Here is a 19,335-nt window from a genome sequence, read left to right as displayed (position 1 = left end):
TTAAAGGAGGAAACCATGAAACCAGAAGACATAGACAAAATATTTCGGGAGCGTGTAGGCAACGCTGCCCCCACGCCCCGCGCTGATCTGTGGAGTCGACTACAGGATAGGTTGGAGGATGAAATGCCGCAGGAACAACTGCCATTTGCAAAAAAGGCAAAGGAAGAGAGGAAAACCTTTATGTGGCTTTACTCTTCTGTAGCAGCTACCTTGTCTTTGCTGCTTACGGTTGGCGTTGTCTTCTACAATATCAAAACTACACCGGAGGTTAACGAGCACATTGTCAAGGCCGAGCAGCCTGTAATTACAGAAACACCGGTACTGTCGCAACCTGTACCCGCTGCTACTGTAGCGCATGATGCGATCCCTGAAAATAAATCGGAGGTTCAGGCAACCAGCACCACTCCGGCTGCATCTACCCCTACAGAAGCGGAAAGTAAACCCGCCGCCATCGCGAAAGCGGTAAAGGCATCGGCGCCACGGCATACCGCCCAAGCAGAGGCCGCCGAAAAACCGAAGGCAACTGTGCAGCAGGCCATTGCCAACAGCACCCAAACTGACAAGCCTGTAACTGCAGAAGGTGCTACAGCAGCTGCCCTGGCAGTTAACACTGCCAGAAACGCTAACCTGAATGCAGAGCCTGTCGAAATTATATTCAAGCGTGGCGGTGCCCCCCATGCGGCCCAGGCAGAGCCAGAAAGTGAGCCGAGTGGCTTTACTAAAAAAACCAAGCTCGCCAAGAACATTTTTAAGCAGGTGCGCAACCTGGCAAACGGCGAAGAAGTCGAGTTACAGGCCCTCGGCATCCGTGCGGATAAAGTTGCGCTGGAAACCCAGATCGGAAACAGAAAACTATCGAAAGTAATTAATCTCTAACTCTTAAGATCATGAAACGAGTACTACTAATCATGGCCATTTTCATGGCCGCCGCTACCGGTGTGTCTGCTAAAAGCGGCCCTACCATTGCAGAGCGCTTGCAACCCAACCAGGATACCATTGTGGTAAAGATGGCAAATGGCGCCAAACTGATCCTGCAGCTACAGAATATTCAGCAATTGCAGGCCTTTCAGCACTATAGCCTAGACTCCCTAATGCGTGAACTCAACCAGTATGTGGAGCGTGTTGACCAGATGGAGAACACCAACCAGAAGTCAAAGGACATGGTGGTTACGTTTAACAAATCAAAAGCCGTTGATGGCAAAACAGAGCAAATAACAGTAACTGTACAAGAGGATCCCTCCAAAAAAGGTGAACCGAAAACTGAGCGCCACGAGATACGCATCAACAAGACCTTTAAAATAAATGTAGAGGTGGAAGAGGGCGGCGACGACACGAAAGTAAACGTGAAGGTGCCGGATAAGGCTGAGCGTGACAGCACCCGTGAGGCCTATAAAGAAACCCATTACAAGGCATCGCAGTTTAATTTCGACGTAGACCTTGGCCTGAACAACTTCACTGATTCGGATGGCGGACAGGTGCCGGACCTGAAGCCGCTTGGTTCCCGCTACGTGAGCCTGAACATGCACCTTAACTCACAGTTGGGTGGTCGTAAGAGCCCTTTTTACCTGGTATCAGGCCTGGAGTTTGCTTTTAACAATTACATGTTCGACGACGATATTATAGTATCAGACAACAATAATGTAACAAGTTTTCTGATGGCGACGGACCGGACTTTCGAAAAAACAAAACTGACGCATTCTTCCGTAAACATTCCCATAATACCCATGCTTATGTTTAAACGCGAAAACGGGAAGGACGGATTTAAAATTGGGGCTGGCGGCTTTGCAGGGTATCGACTGGGCAGCCATACCAAACTGAAGTATGAGGAAGGTAGCCGCTCAGAGAAAGATAAAACCCGCGATAATTACAACCTAAGCGATTTTCAGTACGGGTTGGAAGGAGTAATAGGGTATGGGGGCCTGGATCTGTTCGTGAAGTATAACATGAACGACCTTTTCAAGGAGAACCGCGGTCCCCAAACGAATGTGGTAAGCTTCGGGATCAGGTTGCTGAACTAATGTAGTGTCTGTGTGAAAGTGAGTAAAAGGAGGAGCTGTTATGGCTCCTCCTTTTTTTATGAAGCCAAACCGCGCATAAAATTATCCACGATAATGGCGGTTGCCGTCGCCACGTTCAACGATTCAGCCTTACCAAAGGCAGGTATCTTAATGAGTTGGTTAACTTTGGCAGCCACTTCAGGCCGAATGCCGTTCGCTTCGTTGCCCAGCACCAGAATGCCTTCGGGCTTCAGGCGCATGGTGTGCAGGTTTTTTCCGTGCAACGAGGCCCCGAATATTTTAAACGGCGCCCTGTGCTCTGCAAGCCATAACGGCAGGTCAACGTAGTGTACCTGTACCCTGGTAAAGGAGCCCATGGTTGCAGCAATAACCTTAGGGTTGTAAAAATCTGCGCAGGATTCGGAGCAAATCACATGCTTTATGCCGTACCAGTCGGCAATCCGAATAATCGTCCCCAGGTTTCCCGGGTCCCGTATATCGTCGAGTGCGATCACAAAGTCTGTTGAATTTAGCTTAAGATGCGGTAACTTGCGCATGCGTGCTATGGCCAGGCCAGCGTTGTTACTGGAAAAGGTGCCGGCTTTTACCAGGTCAGGCTCATCCACGATCTCGTACCTAAAACCTTTCTGCAGTGTTTCGGTATGTTGGCTGTAAAAGGAATCCGTGACAAATAAATGTTCTAGTTCGAAGTCAGAACGAAGCAACTCCAGCACGCTTTTAGCTCCCTCCACCACAAAGGCTTGGTGTTGGTTGCGGTATTTTTTTACTTGCAGCGAGTTAATGTATTTAATTAAAGCTTTAGATAACATAGCTGGATAAACGTTTGAGAGCACGAGTATACATATACGCCTTAGCATTTACAATTATCGGCCTGGCTGGCTGCATTCCTACCAAGTACCTGGGCAAGGACGAAAAGCTGTTAGTGGGCATCCAGCCCGTGGGGCTAGACAAGGTTGATCCGGTTGCTATTCAGGCACTTTACCAACAGCAGCCAAACCGGTTGGTGTTCGGCTCTGCCCCTTACCTGGCACTCTACAATTTTGGCAAAAAGTTTTACGACCCACTTAAGATACAACAAAAAATAGAGGCACAGCAAGCCATGCAAAAACAGAAAATTGCTGAGGCCGGTACCGACTCGACTAAAGTGCAGAAACTGCGCAGCAAATTCGATAGCCGCATAGAGCGCTTGCAGACAAAAAAGAAAGAGGGTAATTTTGTCATGCAGCTTGGCGAGCCGCCCGCCATCTACGACTCCCTGGCGATGGCGCGTACTCAGGATCAGATCAGTATTTACCTGAACTCGAAGGGGTTTTTTAACAACCAGGTAAGCTATTCGAAAGAGGTAGCCGATGAGAAACTGGTCACCGTCACCATCAACATCGCAGAAAACACCCCCTATCGCTATGCCGATTTAAGTTATTCCATCCCGGATACCGCTATCGCTCGAATCGTGCAGCAGCAAGCCGCCAGGTCGCTGTTGCAGCCAGGTGCTGTTTACGACGAGGAACAGCTGAGCCAGGAACGGGACAGGCTCTACAACCTGCTCAAGAACAGGGGCTACTACGATTTTGCCCGGGCTTACATCGAGTTTGAGGTCGATACCAGTTTTGCTCCCTACACAGCTCAAGTTAAGACCATCATTCAAAACCCGGATGAGGGTGCCAGCCACAAGGTATTCACCATCCAGAATGTATACTTCAAAACCGATGTAGACAGGTTTGGCATACCCCGTGACACCATTAATTTTAATGGCGTTGCGTACCTGGCCTATAAACACAAATACGCCACCGACATACTGGATAAGAAAGTAGATGTTTACCCGGGCCAGACCTATAGCCAATTGCGCACCGCCACCACCCAGCGCAAATTGTCGAACCTGGATGTATTTCAGTTCAATAATGTGTTGTACCGCAAAGTAACTACTTCTGCTGACTCCCTGAATTTGCTGAACGCCTACATCAATGCCGTTCCGGGCAAAAAATTCCAGGAAACCACTGAACTCGGTATGAATTTTACGGAGCGCAGGCCGGGTCCCTTTTCCTCTATTCGGTTAAGGGTACGGAATGTGTTTGGCGGCGCCGAAAACCTGGACATTGGGTTAAGAGGGGGCTACGAGGCTCAGATCGGCATCACCGACGATGACCAGACCGTGATCATAAAGGAATTTGGAGGAAACGTGGCGCTATCTTTCCCTGTTATCCTGGTGCCTTTCACTAATAAAAGCCTGCTCACCGATTTAAGTCCGCGCACCCGCTTTTATACTGGGTACACCAACGAAGACCGACGGGAATACCAACGCTCTAACTATGAGATCGGCCTTGATTACATCTGGCAGCAGGCCCGGTCGCCTTTACAGCCGCCCATCATGCAGTACATCTTTTCACCTGTTAACTTAAACATTATACAGGTCGGCCGCATTTCCGATGCTTTTCAGCGCCGTTTAGATCAGGACGGCCTCAACCGCGGGAACCGGTCATTGGCAGAAAGCTTTAAGAGCGCGTTCATCTCCTACATGTCATTCAACTTTATTTACAATACCAACGACTTTACGCAGTCTAAAAATGCCCGCTACTTCCGTACGCTTGTCGAACTAGGGGGCCTTTCGCAGCAGTTGGGTTTAAATGTGAATATCGGTGATCTGCGCACGTTTCAGTATGCCAAGCTGAATCCGGATTACAGGCGCTACATCCCTTTGGGCAATCAGCGCGTTTTCGCTTACCGGATCAATACAGGTGTGGCCTCCCCCCTTTTTACTTCCAATGTATTGCCCTACGACAAGCACTTTTTCGCCGGCGGTGCATCGAGCGTGCGCGCATGGCAGTCAAGGAGGTTAGGGCTTGGGTCCTTTTCCGCGACCTCCACGCTGGAAGGAGATACCATACGTGATTTTATTAGCGAACAGCCCGGTGAGGTTTTGTTGGAGGGCAGCGCCGAATACCGCTTTAACCTGTTTAGTTTCTTAAACGGGGCTCTGTTTGTTGATGCCGGAAACGTATGGCTCTTAAAGGAAGACGCTGGTAGACCGGGGGCTAACTTTGCCCTGAACCGCTTTTACCAGGAGATCGCGGTAGGTACGGGCTTTGGCATTCGCTTCGACCTTTCTGTGGTGGTACTGCGCTTTGATTTGGCTACCAAGGTGTATGACCCTACTGCACCAGGCAGTAAATTTGTTTTGGATAACTTTCAGTTCTCACAAATTTTTACCCGGAACAACCAGACCTCTCTGAACATTGGCATTGGCTATCCTTTTTAATAATTCAACTACCATATAAAGGACCTCTCGTAAATGCTGCTTTTCTCATTCAGCTTAATAATTATATTTTAATTAGTGTAGCTACGCTAATTTTATAGGTTTATTTTTAGAACTTTTAAAATAAAGTGTATTGCTAATATACTTTAGGCTGTGGTTTATATTTTTGATATTTTCCCAAAATGTGCCAGAAGGCAGTAGCTCCATTCAGCAAAGAAAAGCCTATAAAATTTCAGAAAGGCCTCCTGCTCTCATGTGCGTTCGCCCTAATGTTTCCTGAAAAGAAATTTATTTTATTAAATATGAATGAATATTTCCTTCTTTATGTAAAGGAAATTTATAAATTTAAGCAGGATATTGAAGTTAGTAAACTTATTGGAATTATCATATGCTGTATGTAATTATACAAATGTCATACAGTAATTCATTCCATATTACACTACGTAAATCCAGCGCGCCCTATGAAACAACCTTTACTCACCCTAATCTGCATTGCCCTGTGCTTACCCCTTTTGGTATGGGGCGAAGGTTCGAAGCAACTCACTCCTAATACCACCTCTAATGCGGCTACCAGTACTGCCAATACCTCTGTAGGATATCTTCAGCACGATGACAACAGCAGTACGCAGACAATTTCGTATGGCTTTCTGAAGCCGAACACCTGGTCAGTGACAGGTGCTTCTTTTATTGAGGATTACCGCATGTACGTTCGGTTAAAGGCAGGAGAAACCCTGTACTACGGTGTGAGAAGAATAAAGACAAATGCCTCTAATATTTCTCAGCGCGACCTGATCCTCACATTAAAGTATGGAGGCGGAGCAGGCACGCAGGTGCAGTCCACTACCCTGTTACGCGACCAGGCAAGCCCTAACCAAAGTACGCTATTAGCTGTTTTACCAGGCAGTAAAGGTAAAACAGTGCCACAGTATGGAGTTATTGCTACCCCCGCTGAGGCGCAGAATGGCCCCAATTACGGAACCATCACAAACGGATACAATGCACTGTCCTATACCAACACCACTGGCATGACACAGGATTTCTACCTGGAATTCACGCAGGTAGGGGAAGATGCCATATCAGACTCAAATGTAAAGAAAAGCTGGTACGACCTCTGGGATCTGACCGTGGTGGGAACGGATGGGATAGTAAAGCCGGGCAGGTTGTTTTCCAAGCAATGGTCTTTTACGGCAGGGGCCTCTGCGAATGTTCTTTCCAAAACATTTGCCTTTTTCCCGCTCATACCGAATCAACTGGATGGAAATACCTATTATGTCAAAAAAATTACCCTGGCCGGCATGCGTCCCTTTGGCTTCAGGTTTGTGACGAACCAATTCGGGTCAACTTCAGACTATGGTACTACATTTCAGGAGCGACGTAAAAGTCAATTGGTGCAGTCTGACTATTCTGAATACCTTAACTTTGTAAATAACCCTGACGAGGAAATGTGGCCCAGCGCCCCGGACCCTAAATTTTCCTTCTCCGCCCAAAGTATCTGTGATGGTAATCAGCCCACCATAGCTTTTACAAGTAATGCAGGGGTTTCCTCCACATTTAAGGTGGAGATCGATGTAAACGGGGATGGCTTTAAAAAAAATACCGCTGATGTACTGATTGAGAAAACGTTTGTAGCCGGAACCAACCAACTCATTTGGAATGGCCGTGATGCTTATGGTAACGTGGTACCGAGCGGAACAACTTTGAACTATACCTACAAAAGCTTTACCTCTCCCATGAACTTCCCAGTGTTCGACGCAGAAGGGAACGCTTCCGGGTTTATATCCGAAAATGTGCGTCCAGTGCCCAGCACGGTAAACGACCTGTTGTACTGGGACGACAGTAATTTACCGGTAGCGAAGTTTCCCTTGGCTACGCAGCAGGAGTTAAATGGGGTAAACGCCAATACCGGGGCGCACTTATGGGGCGCCACTGCAGACGATGGCGACAGGTATACCGTCAACACCTGGACCTATGGCTATACCTTCTCAAAGGAGGAGAGCCTGATTTTTACGTATGACTGCTCCACGGATTTACAGGTGACTAATACCGTGCCTCAGGTCACCTATTATGAGGGCGATTATGTCACCTTTACGGTAACAGTGAAAAACAATGGCCCAACCGACGCCAAAACCGTGCAGGTGGATTACCCGCTTTATCCTGGTTTTACTTTTGTGAGCGCTACGCCGACTGTCGGCACTTACGATGAAAATACAGGCATCTGGCTACTTGGGGTGCCTTTAAAGGTTGGGGAGTCACAGGTTATGCTTTTCAGGGCTATAGCGACAACCGTTGGCAACTGGCCCACTACAGCTACCATATCCACCGATCAAGCAGATACAAACAGCAGCAACAATACCTCAACCACCTCAATCAGGGTGTCGCCTTTGCCAGGCACGCTGCCTGTCAGCTTCAGCTTCTTTACCGCACTAGAAAGTACGAAGGGCGTAATGCTGCGGTGGAGCACGGCTATGGAGCATGAAAACGATCATTTTGCCATAGAAAGGAGCACCGATGGAGAAACATTTGTGAAAATCGGCCAGGTAAAGGGCAGCGGAACCAGTAGCCAGAAAGTAACCTATAGCTACATTGACCACGACGCGCAAGGCGGAGCGGTATATTATCGTTTAAAGCAGGTAGACCTAGAAGCCAACTACAGCTACAGCAGTATCAGGATGGTACAGTTAGTCCGGAAGTTGCCAAACGCCCGAGCTATCCTATACCCCAATCCGGCCAAAAAATCGGTGCAACTGGATATGACCCAGTTACAACAGGGCTTTTATGCGTTGGAGGTATATGATGCCTATGGGCGCAAATTGATGCAATTTAAAACGCTGGAGGGAGGTGAGGATCAAAGACTGGATGTGGGTTCCCTGGCAGCCGGGTACTATTTGTTGCGCCTCAGAGGCCTGGATCTGGACCAAACTCTCAAACTTTTTATTCAGTAATCAACTTCCCGAAGCCAGAAAAATCCGCACGTTTGAAGACAAGAAGCTCGCATGGATTTTCCCCCTCCTTTACATTAGGAGAGGGAAAATATAGTAGTATATTTTAATAATTGAGTAGCTCTTCTAACGCTGCGGCCACTTTATCGGGGTTCGGCAGCATCATTTTCTCCAGCTCCACATTTAGCGGTATGGCCGGCAGGTTTGCCGCACCCAGCGTAAAGATGGGAGCATCCAGCTTCTGGAAGCAATCTTTGGAGAGTCTGCCCGCCAATGATTCAGCAAAGGAGTTCTGCAGAGGTTCCTCGGTTAGCACCAGGGCTTTTCCGTGACGCTCCACCGAGGCACGCACTGTTTCATAATCAAGCGGGTTCAGCGTGCGCAGGTCCACGATCTCGATGCTGCCCGGAAATTGCTTCGACGCAGCCTTGGCCCAATACACGCCCATGCCGTAGGTGATCACGGTCAGGCTATTGCCTATGCGCAGTGCTTCCTCACTGGCCTGTTGCACCACATTCGCCTTGCCAAGCGGCAGCACATAGTCTTCGTCGGGCTCTATGGTTTTAGCATCCTCGGTGCCTGCCACTTTAGACCAGTAAATACCCTTGTGCTCCAGCATGACCACGGGGTTAGGGTCCAGGAAAGCGGCTTTCATCAGGCCCTTCATGTCGGCGGCATTGCTCGGAAACACCACCTTTATGCCCCGTATGTTAAGCAGCGTGGACTCTATACTTCCGGAGTGGTACGGTCCGCCACCACCGTAAGCCCCAATGGGTACCCGGATCAGCGATTGGATCGGAAACTGCCCATTAGATAGGTAGCAGCTTTTGGATAGCTCCTCTACCAGTTGGTTCATGCCAGGCCATATATAGTCGGCAAACTGGATCTCCACGATGGCCTTGGCACCTACAGCGGACATTCCCGCTGTAGAGCCGACAATGTACGCTTCCTGTATCGGTGTGTTGAACACGCGCGCATCGCCATACTTTTTAGCCAGCAAGGCAGCCTCTCTGAATACGCCTCCAAGCTCTCCTCCCACATCCTGGCCATAAAACAATGCTTCCGGGTAGTTGCGCAAGATATCATCAACGGCATGCAGGGCGGCATCCACCATAATGGTTTTCTCTGCCCCGGCAGGAGTGCGCTCCCCTTTTTCCTCGGTAACGGGTGTGGGTGCAAACTCATGCTTGTCGAAAGTGGCGGGTTCCGGAACCGGGGCATCCAGGGCGCGCTGGTAATCAGCAGCCACTGTGTTGTTAGCCTCCAGCTCCAGGGCTTCTACGTCCGCTGGGCTCACATCTGCGTCCAGAAGGAGTTGGCGCAGCTTTGGGATCGGGTCATCCTGGGCGTGCTGGCTGAGGTCATCTCCCCGGTACCACTCCCTCCGGACTCCCGACGTATGGTGGCCCAGCAACGGTACCTTGGCATGCACCAGTATAGGCCGGCGCAGCTTTCGGGCATACTCAAACGCCACGCGCATGCCTTCATATGATTCCTCAAAGTCAGATCCGTTCACGCGCAGGCGTTCCATGCCTTTGAAACCGGCGGCATACTCATAAGCATCCATGGCCCGCATTTCCTTGCCGGTGGCGGAAATACCCCAGTCGTTGTCCTGCACCAGGTACACGATCGGCAGCCCTTTTAAAACTGCCATTTGAAATGCCTCGGCTACTTCTCCCTCCGTCACAGAGCCATCCCCCAGCGAGCAAAGCACCACCGGCTTATCCTCCCCTTTCAGCAAGCCCTGCCCTTCCAGGTAAGCCACGCCATGCGCCATGCCTGTTGCCGGAATAGCCTGCATGCCTGTGGCAGAACTTTGGTGCGGGATGATCGGGAATCCTTCCCGCTTCAGAGAAGGGTGGCCATAATAGGTTCGCCCCCCAGAAAACGGATCGTCGGCCTTTGCCATCAGCTGCAGCATCAGTTCATAGGGCTGCATGCCGATACCGAGCAGAATAGAATCGTCGCGGTAATAAAGCGAGGCATAATCGTAAGACTTAAGCTGCAGTGCTGCAGCCAACTGAATAGCTTCGTGTCCACGCGAGGTGCTGTGCACATACTTGCTGCAAATGGCTTTATTTTCTTCGTAGGTGTCTGCCATGGTTTTGGCAGTTATCATCAGTCGGTAAGCCTTTTTAAGCAGGTCAATATCTAACTTAACAGCTTCCAGGGTATCTTTTGACATAGGTTGAGTTTCTTTTGCCCGAATTTACGAATTTTAAGCTTTTAAGTAAAATTTGAAATGGCTGCGACAAAATGCGGCAGAATCGTAATTTTGTACTTGGTAAACAATAAAAGGATACACAGCGAATTTTTAAGCATAGCCCAGCCAACACAAACGGCAAGCGGGTATCCTTTCTAGAAGTATTTTTTAAACAAGATGTTTAGAGATAAAGTGGAGGCGTTCATGCGCCAGTTTCAGAAAGACCTGTGCCAGGCCCTGGAGACCTGCGACGGGGGTGCCGCGTTTGCTTCGGATTCCTGGAACCATGAGAGTGGCGGCGGCGGGATATCCAGGGTCATTGAGAACGGAAACCTGCTGGAAAAAGGGGGCGTTAATTTCTCCGCCGTGCAGGGGGAACTCACCGAGCCCTTCATGAAAATGCTCCAAATGCCCGACCCGGCCTATTTTGCGACTGGCGTTTCTGTGGTGATGCATCCGCACAGCCCCATGATACCCATAACCCACATGAACGTGCGCTACTTTGAGGCAGGCAACGGGCAGGCCTGGTTCGGCGGCGGCATCGACCTCACCCCTATTTACCTCGACAAGGCGCAGGCCCGGTCTTTCCATACGCAGCTTAAAGCCGTGTGCGACAAACACCACCCTGCCTACTACGCTGAGTTCAAGAAGTGGGCCGACGATTATTTTTACAACGAGCACCGGGAAGAGACACGCGGTGTGGGGGGCATTTTCTTTGACAGGCTGATGGCTACACCGGAAATAAGCCTGGAAGACAGGTTCGCTTTCGTGCAGGATGTCGCCTATGCCTTTATCCCCTTTTACACGGCTGTGTTGAACCATAATCGCAACTTGCCCTATGGAGCGCGCGAAAAACAGTGGCAGCTCGTTCGCCGCGGGCGGTATGTGGAGTTTAACCTGGTTTACGACCGGGGCACAAAATTCGGTCTACTGACCAAGGGGCGCATCGAGTCCATTCTGATGAGCCTGCCCACCCATGCTTCCTGGCATTATAACTTTAACCCGGAGCCAGGCAGTGCAGAGGAAACGACCCAACAATACCTGAAAAAAGACATTGACTGGCTAAACCTAACCTAAGAATGATGGTGGAAGCACTGGAGCAGCTGGACAAAGAACTTTTTATCTATCTAAACAACATGCACAGCCCTTTCTGGGATGGCATCATGGTGTTTGTGTCCGAAAAGCTGGTCTGGATTCCCTTCTACTTAGGCATTATCAGCTATTTGATATGGCGATACCGCCGTCAGAGCATTTTTATGCTGGTGATGGCCGTGGTTGCCATTGGCCTGGCAGACTTTGTGGCGTCGGGTATCTTCAAGAATTTTTTTCTACGACTTCGCCCCTGCCACGACCCAGCGTTGGCTGAGTTCATTAACCTGGTAAAAGGATGTGGCGGGCAGTTCGGTTTCATGTCATCACATGCTGCCACAAGCTTTGCCCTGGCGGTGTTCTTTAACCTGATCCTCGCAGACCGATACCTGGTTTTTAAGATGGTACTGGTTGCCTGGGCGGTGGTGGTGTCTTATAGCCGTATTTACCTGGGCGTGCATTTCCCGGGCGATGTGATCGGGGGGGCATTGCTGGGCGCTTTTCTGGCCTATGTCTGTTCGTTGGGCTACACCATTTTGCTGAACAAATATCCCGCCTTCGTGCGTTAAACCTTTGAGACAGGCTGCTGTTCTCCTTGTGTTCACGCTTTAGCTACAGGTTTGCGACTACTTCCCTTTTATACAATATTGTTAGTGTTTGTGCTGGCTGCCGGCGCTGCGGTGGCACAAACGGGCATTACGTTCACGGGACAGGTGCGCGATGCATTATCCGGCGAGGCACTGGCAGGTGCAACTGTCTTTCTGAAAGAGAAACAGGTAACGGGCGCTGTAACCGATGCAAACGGGAAATTCAGTTTACAAACTACTCCGGGAAAGTATACGCTGGTGGTAAAGTCGATCGGCTACCAAACGCTGGAGCAGCAGGTTGCCGTGCTTCAAAGCGAGAGCCTGACATTCAGGCTCTCGCCTACCGCCTACGATGTGCAGGAAGTGGAGGTCATCGCCGCCCGGCAGCCTTCCCTTAACGAAACGGCTGCCATGGGGCAACTGGATATCCCCATGGAAACCCTGCGCTCGCTTCCCGTGCTTTTTGGCGAAACCGACATCATGAAGACCGTACAATTACTACCAGGCGTGCAATCAGGTGGCGAGGGAAACACCGGCTTTTACGTACGGGGTGGCGGGGCCGACCAGAACCTGGTGCTGCTTGATCAGGCCACCGTGTATAACCCCGGCCATTTGTTTAACTTTTTCTCTGTGTTCAACAGCGATGCCATTCAAGCCACCACGCTCATCAAAGGCAACATGCCGGCCCGCTACGGGGGGCGCCTTTCCTCGGTGCTCGATATTGAGATGAAAGACGGCGACAAAGCTACTTACAAAGCGGATGGAGGCATTGGGCTCATCGCTTCCCGGCTGACCGTGCAGGGCCCCATCGTGAAGGAAAAAGCCTCCTTTATTTTTTCCGGCAGGCGCACTTACGTGGATGTGCTTACCAATCCCTTTCTCAAAAACACTGAGCAGGGCGGCGTGCCCTATCACTTTTACGACCTGAACGGGAAGCTGGCCTATACGCTCACCGAAAAGGACAGGCTTTACCTCAGCGGCTATTTTGGGCGCGATGTAGGCAGGTTAAAGCTCTCGGATGGCCGGTTTACCTCTGATTTTTCATGGGGGAACAGCTGTGTCACGCTGCGCTGGAACCATTTGTTCAACAACAACCACTTTCTGAATGCCACTGCTATTCAGAGTGACTACGCGTTTGATTTCAGCTGGGAGTTCGGCGGCTTTACCACACTGCTGCAAACCGGCGTGCAGGACCGTGGCTTCCAACTTGACTTCGACTTCACCCCCAACGTGCGGCACCATCTGCAGTATGGCCTGCAGTATACTTACCATTCGTTGCGCCCCCGCACCGGACAGGCCGAAGACCTGGAAGGAGCCAACTTCAGCACAGACAGGGTAAAGCCCAAGTATGCCCATCAAACGGCACTGTACATTTCCGACGACTGGAACGTAACGGACAAGCTGCTGGTCAGCCTGGGCCTTCGCAACAGTTACTTTATGCAGGTTGGGCCTTTTAATTTGTACCGGTTTGGCGCGGATGAAATGGTGACCGACTCCACCCGCTACAAAAATGGGGAAAAAGTGAAACTGTTCAGCGCCTTGGAGCCACGGGTTTCGCTGCGGTATGAACTAAACCGGCAGTCCTCGGTTAAGGCCGCCTTCACCCGTTCGGCGCAGTACCTGCACCTGGTCTCCAACGCGTACACAACGCTGCCCCTGGATGTGTGGGTGCCCAGTTCGGCCCTGGTGGCTCCCCAGAAAGCTACCCAATATGCGCTGGGTTATTTTAAAAGTATAGCGGATAACCAATACGAGGGTTCAGTGGAAGTATATTACAAAAACCTGGTAAACCAGCTGGAGTACCGGGAGGGATATGCACCGGGGCCTTCCAACCGCGACCTGGAGTATGAATTTGTGTCCGGAAGCGGCCGTTCTTATGGTGTAGAGCTGTTTATGCGGAAAAACTTCGGCGATCTGCAAGGCTGGCTGGGCTATACCCTTTCCCGCACCACCCGCACTTTCCCTGATCTAAACGCGGGGCAGGCGTTTCCGGCGCGCTTCGACCGCCGCCACGACCTCTCGCTGGTCGCTAACTACAAATACAACGAACGCTGGACCTTCGGGGGGATCTTTGTATATGGCACCGGCCAGGCCACTACCCTGCCAGTCCGGCGCTACGTGATAGAGGGCAATGTTGTCTACCAGTACGGAGACCGGAACAGCTTCCGGATGGAGCCCACCCATCGCCTGGACCTGGCTGCTACGCTGGAGACCAAGCAACGTAAAAACATCCAATCAAGCTGGACCTTCTCAGTGTATAACGTGTATGGTCGCCGTAACCCTTTCCTGTACTATATTGATAACGAGGGCGCACCGTATAATCAGAGCCTGACTCTGCAGGCTAAAAAAGTATCCATCATTCCTTTTCCGCTCCCTTCCGTCACCTGGAACTTTACCTGGAAATAATCATGAGAACGACCCGCTTCCTTTTCCCACTCCTGTTGCTGCTTTTGGGCTGCGAGCAAAACCTGTTACTGGACATCCCGGCAGGCGAAGAAAAACTGGTGGTGCAGGGGCACATCGAGCAGGGCCTACCCCCGGTGGTGGTGTTAACCCGATCGGTTCCTGTGTTCACCGCAATTTCTGCCCAAGCCCTGGAGCAGGCCTTTGTGCACGATGCCCAGGTAATTGTAACGCACCGGGGGCAGAGCTTTACGCTGCAGGAGGTGGCCTCCGCTGCCTTTACAGAAGAACTCAGGCAACTGGTTGCCTTGCAGTTCGGTGTGCCGGCCAGCCAGATCGATGGCAGCAGCGGGTTTCCTTTTTATGTGTACACAACCAGCGCGTTGGAGGGAGAAACGGGAGAAAGCTATGGCTTGCGCATCAGTAGCGGCGGCCGCATGCTCAGCGCTGTTACCACCATTCCGCATTTGAATCCCATCGACTCACTATGGATAATGCCACACCCCGATCCAAAACAGGACAGCCTGAAGATACTGTTTTACCGCTATATTGACCCCGATACACTCGGAAACAGCGTGCGCTACTTTACCAAGCGAAACAGCGAGCCGTTTTATCCCGGCTTGTTCAGTTCTGTGTTTAACGATGAACTGGTAAACGGCGGCACGATTGTGTTCCCTCTGGACCGGGGGGAGCCCCGGGGGCAGGCCGAAGTGAACCAGGATCGCTACGGCTACTTCGGGAAGGGCGATACCATTACTGTGCGGTGGGCGGCCATTGATCTGGCCCATTACCGTTTCTGGAGCACGCTGGAGGGCGAGCAGAACAGCAATGGCAGCCCTATCGGCTCACCTAACACCACACGCTCCAATATCATGGGTGGTTTAGGGGTGTGGGGCGGTTATGGGGTAAGCTACCACCGCATCCTAGTTAACTAGTTCACAAGCAGGTTATGCCCAATTATCTGCCCAGTAAACGCGCTACATACTTTCCGATAATGTCAAATTCAAGGTTCACGGTGTCGCCTGCCTTAACCTGGTGCAGATTGGTATGCTCAAACGTGTAAGGTATGATAGCCACTGAGAAGGAATCTGGTTTGGAGTTGAAAACCGTCAGGCTGATGCCGTTCACGCAGATGGAGCCTTTCTCCACGGTTACGTTGCCAACGCCTGCATCATACTTAAAGGTAAACACCCAGCTGCCATTCTCATCCACCACCGACTCGCAGCGGCCAGTCTGATCAACGTGGCCCTGCACCACATGCCCGTCAAAACGGCCGTTTGCAATCATGCAGCGCTCCAGGTTAACCGCATCGCCTGGTTTTAAGGTATGCAGGTTCGTTTTCTGAAGCGTTTCGTCAATGGCCGTTACCGTGTAGGCATCACCTTTAATGGCCACCACTGTCAGGCAAACGCCATTGTGGGCCACGCTCTGGTCTACCTTCAGCTCATGGGTAAAGGGGCAGGTCAGGGTAAAATGCCTGTTTGTGTTCTCGTCCCGGATGTTCTGGACGCGGCCCAATGCCTCTATTATTCCTGTAAACATAGCAGCTTTCAAAATTAGAACTCAAAATTAACACCTTTCTAAACTTAATGCCCCCTTCCGGCAGATTAAAGTATAAATGCAGGGCGATTTAGGAAACAGATGCTTATTTTCGCATACAAATCTACTTGGTGAAGTATAAGTAATTAACCGGTAGCAAGTATACATCAGGCTTACACACAGAAAATGCAGACAGATTCGTACAGACACAAAGGCATGCGCCGCGCATTGGTGAATCACTTGCGCGAAAAGGGAATACGGGATGAGCGTGTGCTGGCCGCCATCGAGGCAGTGCCGCGCCATTTCTTTTTCGACAAGGCCTTTGTGGAGCAGGCGTACCAGGACAAAGCTTTCCCCATTGGCGAGGGCCAAACCATATCACAGCCTTACACAGTGGCCTTTCAGTCAGAACTCTTGCAAGTCAGGCCAACGGACAAGGTGCTGGAGATCGGCACCGGTTCAGGATACCAGTGCAGCGTGTTGCTGCAACTCACACCGCATGTCTACACGATCGAGTATAACCGCGCCCTTTACGAAAAAGCGCTGTTGTTTTTTCAGAAGCATGGCCTGAAGCCCCACACGTTTCACGGCGATGGCTCTCTGGGTCTGCCCCGGTTTGCACCCTACGACAGGATCATCGTGACGGCAGGAGCACCCGGCATCCCTAAAACGCTGGTGCAGCAACTCAGCGTAGGCGGCATACTTGTTATACCGGTGGGCAGCGAGAGCAGCCAGAAAATGATGCGCATTACCCGCGTTGAGCCCGATGAGTTTACAAAGGAGGAGTTCAGCGATTTTAAGTTTGTGCCCCTATTGGGTAAATCAGGCTGGGAATCGGAAATTTAATTTATCCTTAAACTTGCGTGGCGTATCTTTGCGGCAACACAAATAGGCATAACAGAAATGCGTAAACAGAAAAAAGTACAAGACTCTTATGTGATCATGACGGAGTTGGTTTTACCCAACGACACCAACACCCTGCACAACCTGATGGGGGGGCGCATGATGCACTGGATGGACATAGTTTCAGCGATAGCAGCGCAAAAGCACTCCAACCGCATCGTGGTAACCGCCTCAGTCGATAACGTATCCTTCTCTGAAAGTATAAAATTAGGCAATGTGGTTACGCTGGAGGCCAAGGTGACACGCGCCTTCAATTCCTCCATGGAAGTGCACATTGTGGTGTATGCCGAGGATATTCCTAGTGGCAAGAAAGTCATGTCGAACCAGGCATTTTTCACTTTCGTGGCAGTAGACCAGTTAGGCAACCCGATTGATGTGCCGGAGGCGACTCCTGAAACGGAAGAAGAAATTCGCTTATACGACGGAGCGCTGCGCCGCCGGCAGCTAAGGCTGGTTTTAGCCGGACGCATGAAACCGAGCGAAGCCAATGAGCTGAGATCTATTTTTGATATCAAAGAAGACGCACAGGGCAACTAAAGTATGGCAGTACCGCTGGACGCACACTTAAGCGATGAGTTTTTAAAAATTTTCCTCCCGGAAACCCTTTACCTCTTGCCCGAGGACAAAGCGGCGCCTCATGCCCCTGCGGCCAGCCATTCACCAGCCGCTGAAGTGGCAGAAGCTCAACCAACGCCTGCGCAGCGCGTGCATCAGACACCCGATATCCCTAAAACTGCAGAGCCTGAGAAAACTGCGCCAACAGGAAAATACCAGGTGATCGGGGCAAATAAAAAAGGGGTGATTGTGTTGGTTACAGTTCCGGATGCTGCCTTTAAGGCTTTGCCAAAAGTAGGTTTTCTGCAAAAGATACTTGCCGCCATTGGCCTGCATGCCGATGATGTGGCTTATTTGAACTATGTGTCGGGGGCTGTTGCCAGGTTCGAGGACCTGCGCCAGGAAATGGAGGTAAACTATATCATCAGCTTCGGCAGTCGCCTGGACACAGACCTGCCACATGAGAAGTTCACCCTATACAACCCGGTAAAAGTTGACAGCGTGCCCGTGGTCTTCTCCCTGGCTCTGGATAAGTTAGAGCACGACGTGGAGCAGAAAGGACAATTATGGACTGCTTTGCAAAAGGTTTTTCTGGGTTGAAAAAAGCCTTTTCAAATGAAGCAAAGTGTATTTTTTAAGTAAGGTTGCCTTACTAAGCAGTATTGACCAAAAAAAACGCCTGTCTGGATTCGACAGGCGTTTTTGCGTTAAAATAAGCAGTTGAGTTACTCCAACAGTGAAGCCAGTTTTTGCTCCAGGTCCTCTCCCCTCAATCCTTTCGCAATGATCTTGCCCTCCGGATCGATCAGGACGGTTTGTGGGATGGCTGTAACATTGTAAAGCTGCGCGGCACTGCTCTCCCACCCTTTCAGGTCGGAAACATGCGGCCAGCTCAACTGATCTTTCTCAATGGCGGCCAACCACTTTTCCTTCGACTGGTCCAGCGAAACGCCAAAGATCTCGAAGCCTTCTCCCTTGTTCTTGTACTTGTTGTACATCTTCACCACATTCGGGTTCTCCTTGCGGCAAGGACCGCACCAGCTGGCCCAGAAATCGATCAGCACATATTTTCCCCTTAAAGAAGAAAGGGATTTCTGAGCACCTGCTGGTGTAGCCAGCGTAATTTCAGGGGCCGCTTGTCCGATGGCCGTACTGCGGAACGACTTCAACCGCTCATTGAGCATGGCGGTATACTTGGAGTTAGGTAGATTTTGTGTAAACAATGTGGCCATACTGTCTGCGAAGGCAAAGTCATTTACCGGATCGATCAGGCTGATGGTGCCAAAAGCGGAAACAACAGAGCCCGGGTGCGTTGCGATAAAGTTTTTCACCCCTTGCTGCAACACCAGGTACTCCTGGCGTATTTTTTCGGCTTCAGCTTCGTTGCCTTGCTGCATGGCCTCGTTAAAGCGTTGCTCTAAGGCCATCTGCTGCATCCTCGACTCATTAATAAGCTTGTTCAGTTGCTGAAACAAAGCAGATTCAGGCGAACCTTCAATTTTTAAAGAGCCCTGCAGGTCCTGCACATTGGCATCCACTTTTATCTTGCCCGAGTCCAGCACCAGCATAATGCCTGTCTGCTGGTTCAAGGAAATACGGTAAAAGGTAGGCTCCTTCACTTTCCCTTCAAAGGCAAAGGTGCCATCTGCCGCAACCTGCGCGGTATCGCGTGGCACAAACTGCTGATCGGTTAGTTCATACAGGTAAACTGGGCCTGCAGGGGCATTCTCGAACTTACCCTGCAACGTAAAGTTGTCGGTTTCAGTGGAAGTCGACTTGTTTCCCTGGCATCCAGCCATTACTATGGCAGCTGTGGCTGCCCATACGATGTTCTTCAGTGTCATAAGCT

The 19,335-nt window shown here is 50.7% G+C and carries 15 protein-coding genes; 11 read left to right on the top strand and 4 right to left on the bottom strand.

The genetic code is table 11. The annotated features are described in order from the left end of the window. The first annotated feature begins 15 nt into the window (after positions 1-15). Positions 16-876: a hypothetical protein gene (locus AC4BAN_RS06185; RefSeq protein WP_490563504.1), complete on the top strand. Its 861-nt coding sequence runs from the start codon at positions 16-18 to the stop codon at positions 874-876. 11 nt (positions 877-887) lie between these two features. Beyond that, the gene (locus AC4BAN_RS06180; RefSeq protein WP_490563503.1) at positions 888-2,018 is read left to right on the top strand and encodes a porin family protein; all 1,131 of its coding nucleotides are present in this window, start codon (positions 888-890) and stop codon (positions 2,016-2,018) included. Positions 2,019-2,074: 56 nt separating this feature from the next. On the opposite strand, the gene AC4BAN_RS06175 is transcribed toward AC4BAN_RS06180, so the two are convergent. Next, complete coding sequence (locus AC4BAN_RS06175) at positions 2,075-2,827, bottom strand: TrmH family RNA methyltransferase (protein ID WP_490563502.1); 753 nt, start codon at positions 2,825-2,827, stop codon at positions 2,075-2,077. A 14-nt stretch (positions 2,828-2,841) separates the two neighbouring features. Between AC4BAN_RS06175 and tamL the strand changes: the two genes are divergently transcribed. Further along, on the top strand, positions 2,842-5,271 hold the full coding sequence (gene tamL / locus AC4BAN_RS06170; RefSeq protein WP_490563501.1) for a translocation and assembly module lipoprotein TamL: 2,430 nt from the start codon (positions 2,842-2,844) through the stop codon (positions 5,269-5,271). 458 nt (positions 5,272-5,729) lie between these two features. Continuing rightward, positions 5,730-8,210 (top strand): T9SS type A sorting domain-containing protein, encoded by a 2,481-nt coding sequence (locus tag AC4BAN_RS06165; RefSeq protein ID WP_490563500.1) that lies wholly within the window; start codon positions 5,730-5,732, stop codon positions 8,208-8,210. Positions 8,211-8,313: 103 nt separating this feature from the next. Here AC4BAN_RS06165 and AC4BAN_RS06160 read toward each other — a convergent pair whose 3' ends face one another. After that, positions 8,314-10,392 carry an alpha-ketoacid dehydrogenase subunit alpha/beta gene (locus AC4BAN_RS06160; protein ID WP_490563499.1) on the bottom strand — a complete coding sequence of 693 codons (2,079 nt, stop codon included), beginning with the start codon at positions 10,390-10,392 and terminating at the stop codon, positions 8,314-8,316. A gap of 195 nt (positions 10,393-10,587) precedes the next feature. Here AC4BAN_RS06160 and hemF point away from each other — a divergent pair, with 195 nt between their 5' ends. The 4 genes from hemF to AC4BAN_RS06140 all read left to right on the top strand — a co-directional run bounded on the left by hemF (position 10,588) and on the right by AC4BAN_RS06140 (position 15,424). Beyond that, positions 10,588-11,487 (top strand): oxygen-dependent coproporphyrinogen oxidase, encoded by a 900-nt coding sequence (gene hemF, locus AC4BAN_RS06155; protein ID WP_490563498.1) that lies wholly within the window; start codon positions 10,588-10,590, stop codon positions 11,485-11,487. Between the two features lie 2 nt (positions 11,488-11,489). Further along, on the top strand, positions 11,490-12,068 hold the full coding sequence (locus AC4BAN_RS06150; protein WP_490563497.1) for a phosphatase PAP2 family protein: 579 nt from the start codon (positions 11,490-11,492) through the stop codon (positions 12,066-12,068). 84 nt (positions 12,069-12,152) lie between these two features. Next, the gene (locus tag AC4BAN_RS06145; RefSeq protein ID WP_490563558.1) at positions 12,153-14,492 is read left to right on the top strand and encodes a TonB-dependent receptor; all 2,340 of its coding nucleotides are present in this window, start codon (positions 12,153-12,155) and stop codon (positions 14,490-14,492) included. 2 nt (positions 14,493-14,494) lie between these two features. Further along, on the top strand, positions 14,495-15,424 hold the full coding sequence (locus tag AC4BAN_RS06140; RefSeq protein ID WP_490563496.1) for a DUF4249 family protein: 930 nt from the start codon (positions 14,495-14,497) through the stop codon (positions 15,422-15,424). A gap of 22 nt (positions 15,425-15,446) precedes the next feature. Here AC4BAN_RS06140 and AC4BAN_RS06135 read toward each other — a convergent pair whose 3' ends face one another. After that, positions 15,447-16,031, bottom strand: coding sequence for a riboflavin synthase (locus tag AC4BAN_RS06135; RefSeq protein ID WP_490563495.1), 585 nt, complete (start codon positions 16,029-16,031; stop codon positions 15,447-15,449). A gap of 183 nt (positions 16,032-16,214) precedes the next feature. Between AC4BAN_RS06135 and AC4BAN_RS06130 the strand changes: the two genes are divergently transcribed. Genes AC4BAN_RS06130 through AC4BAN_RS06120 form a run of 3 tightly spaced genes read left to right on the top strand, consistent with a single transcriptional unit; the run spans position 16,215 to position 18,086 of the window. Further along, positions 16,215-16,874, top strand: a complete 660-nt coding sequence (locus tag AC4BAN_RS06130) for a protein-L-isoaspartate(D-aspartate) O-methyltransferase (RefSeq protein ID WP_490563494.1) — start codon at positions 16,215-16,217, stop codon at positions 16,872-16,874. A 57-nt stretch (positions 16,875-16,931) separates the two neighbouring features. Beyond that, positions 16,932-17,468 (top strand): acyl-CoA thioesterase, encoded by a 537-nt coding sequence (locus AC4BAN_RS06125; protein ID WP_490563493.1) that lies wholly within the window; start codon positions 16,932-16,934, stop codon positions 17,466-17,468. 3 nt (positions 17,469-17,471) lie between these two features. After that, complete coding sequence (locus AC4BAN_RS06120; RefSeq protein ID WP_490563492.1) at positions 17,472-18,086, top strand: hypothetical protein; 615 nt, start codon at positions 17,472-17,474, stop codon at positions 18,084-18,086. A gap of 125 nt (positions 18,087-18,211) precedes the next feature. Here the strand turns inward: AC4BAN_RS06120 and AC4BAN_RS06115 are convergent, their stop codons facing one another. Next, entirely contained in the window at positions 18,212-19,330 is a 1,119-nt protein-coding gene (locus AC4BAN_RS06115) for a redoxin domain-containing protein (protein WP_490563491.1), read from the bottom strand. Positions 19,331-19,335: the final 5 nt, after the last annotated feature.

The organism is Pontibacter sp. GD13, assembly GCF_058216355.1.
This window is presented reverse-complemented; position numbering and strand designations above follow the sequence as displayed.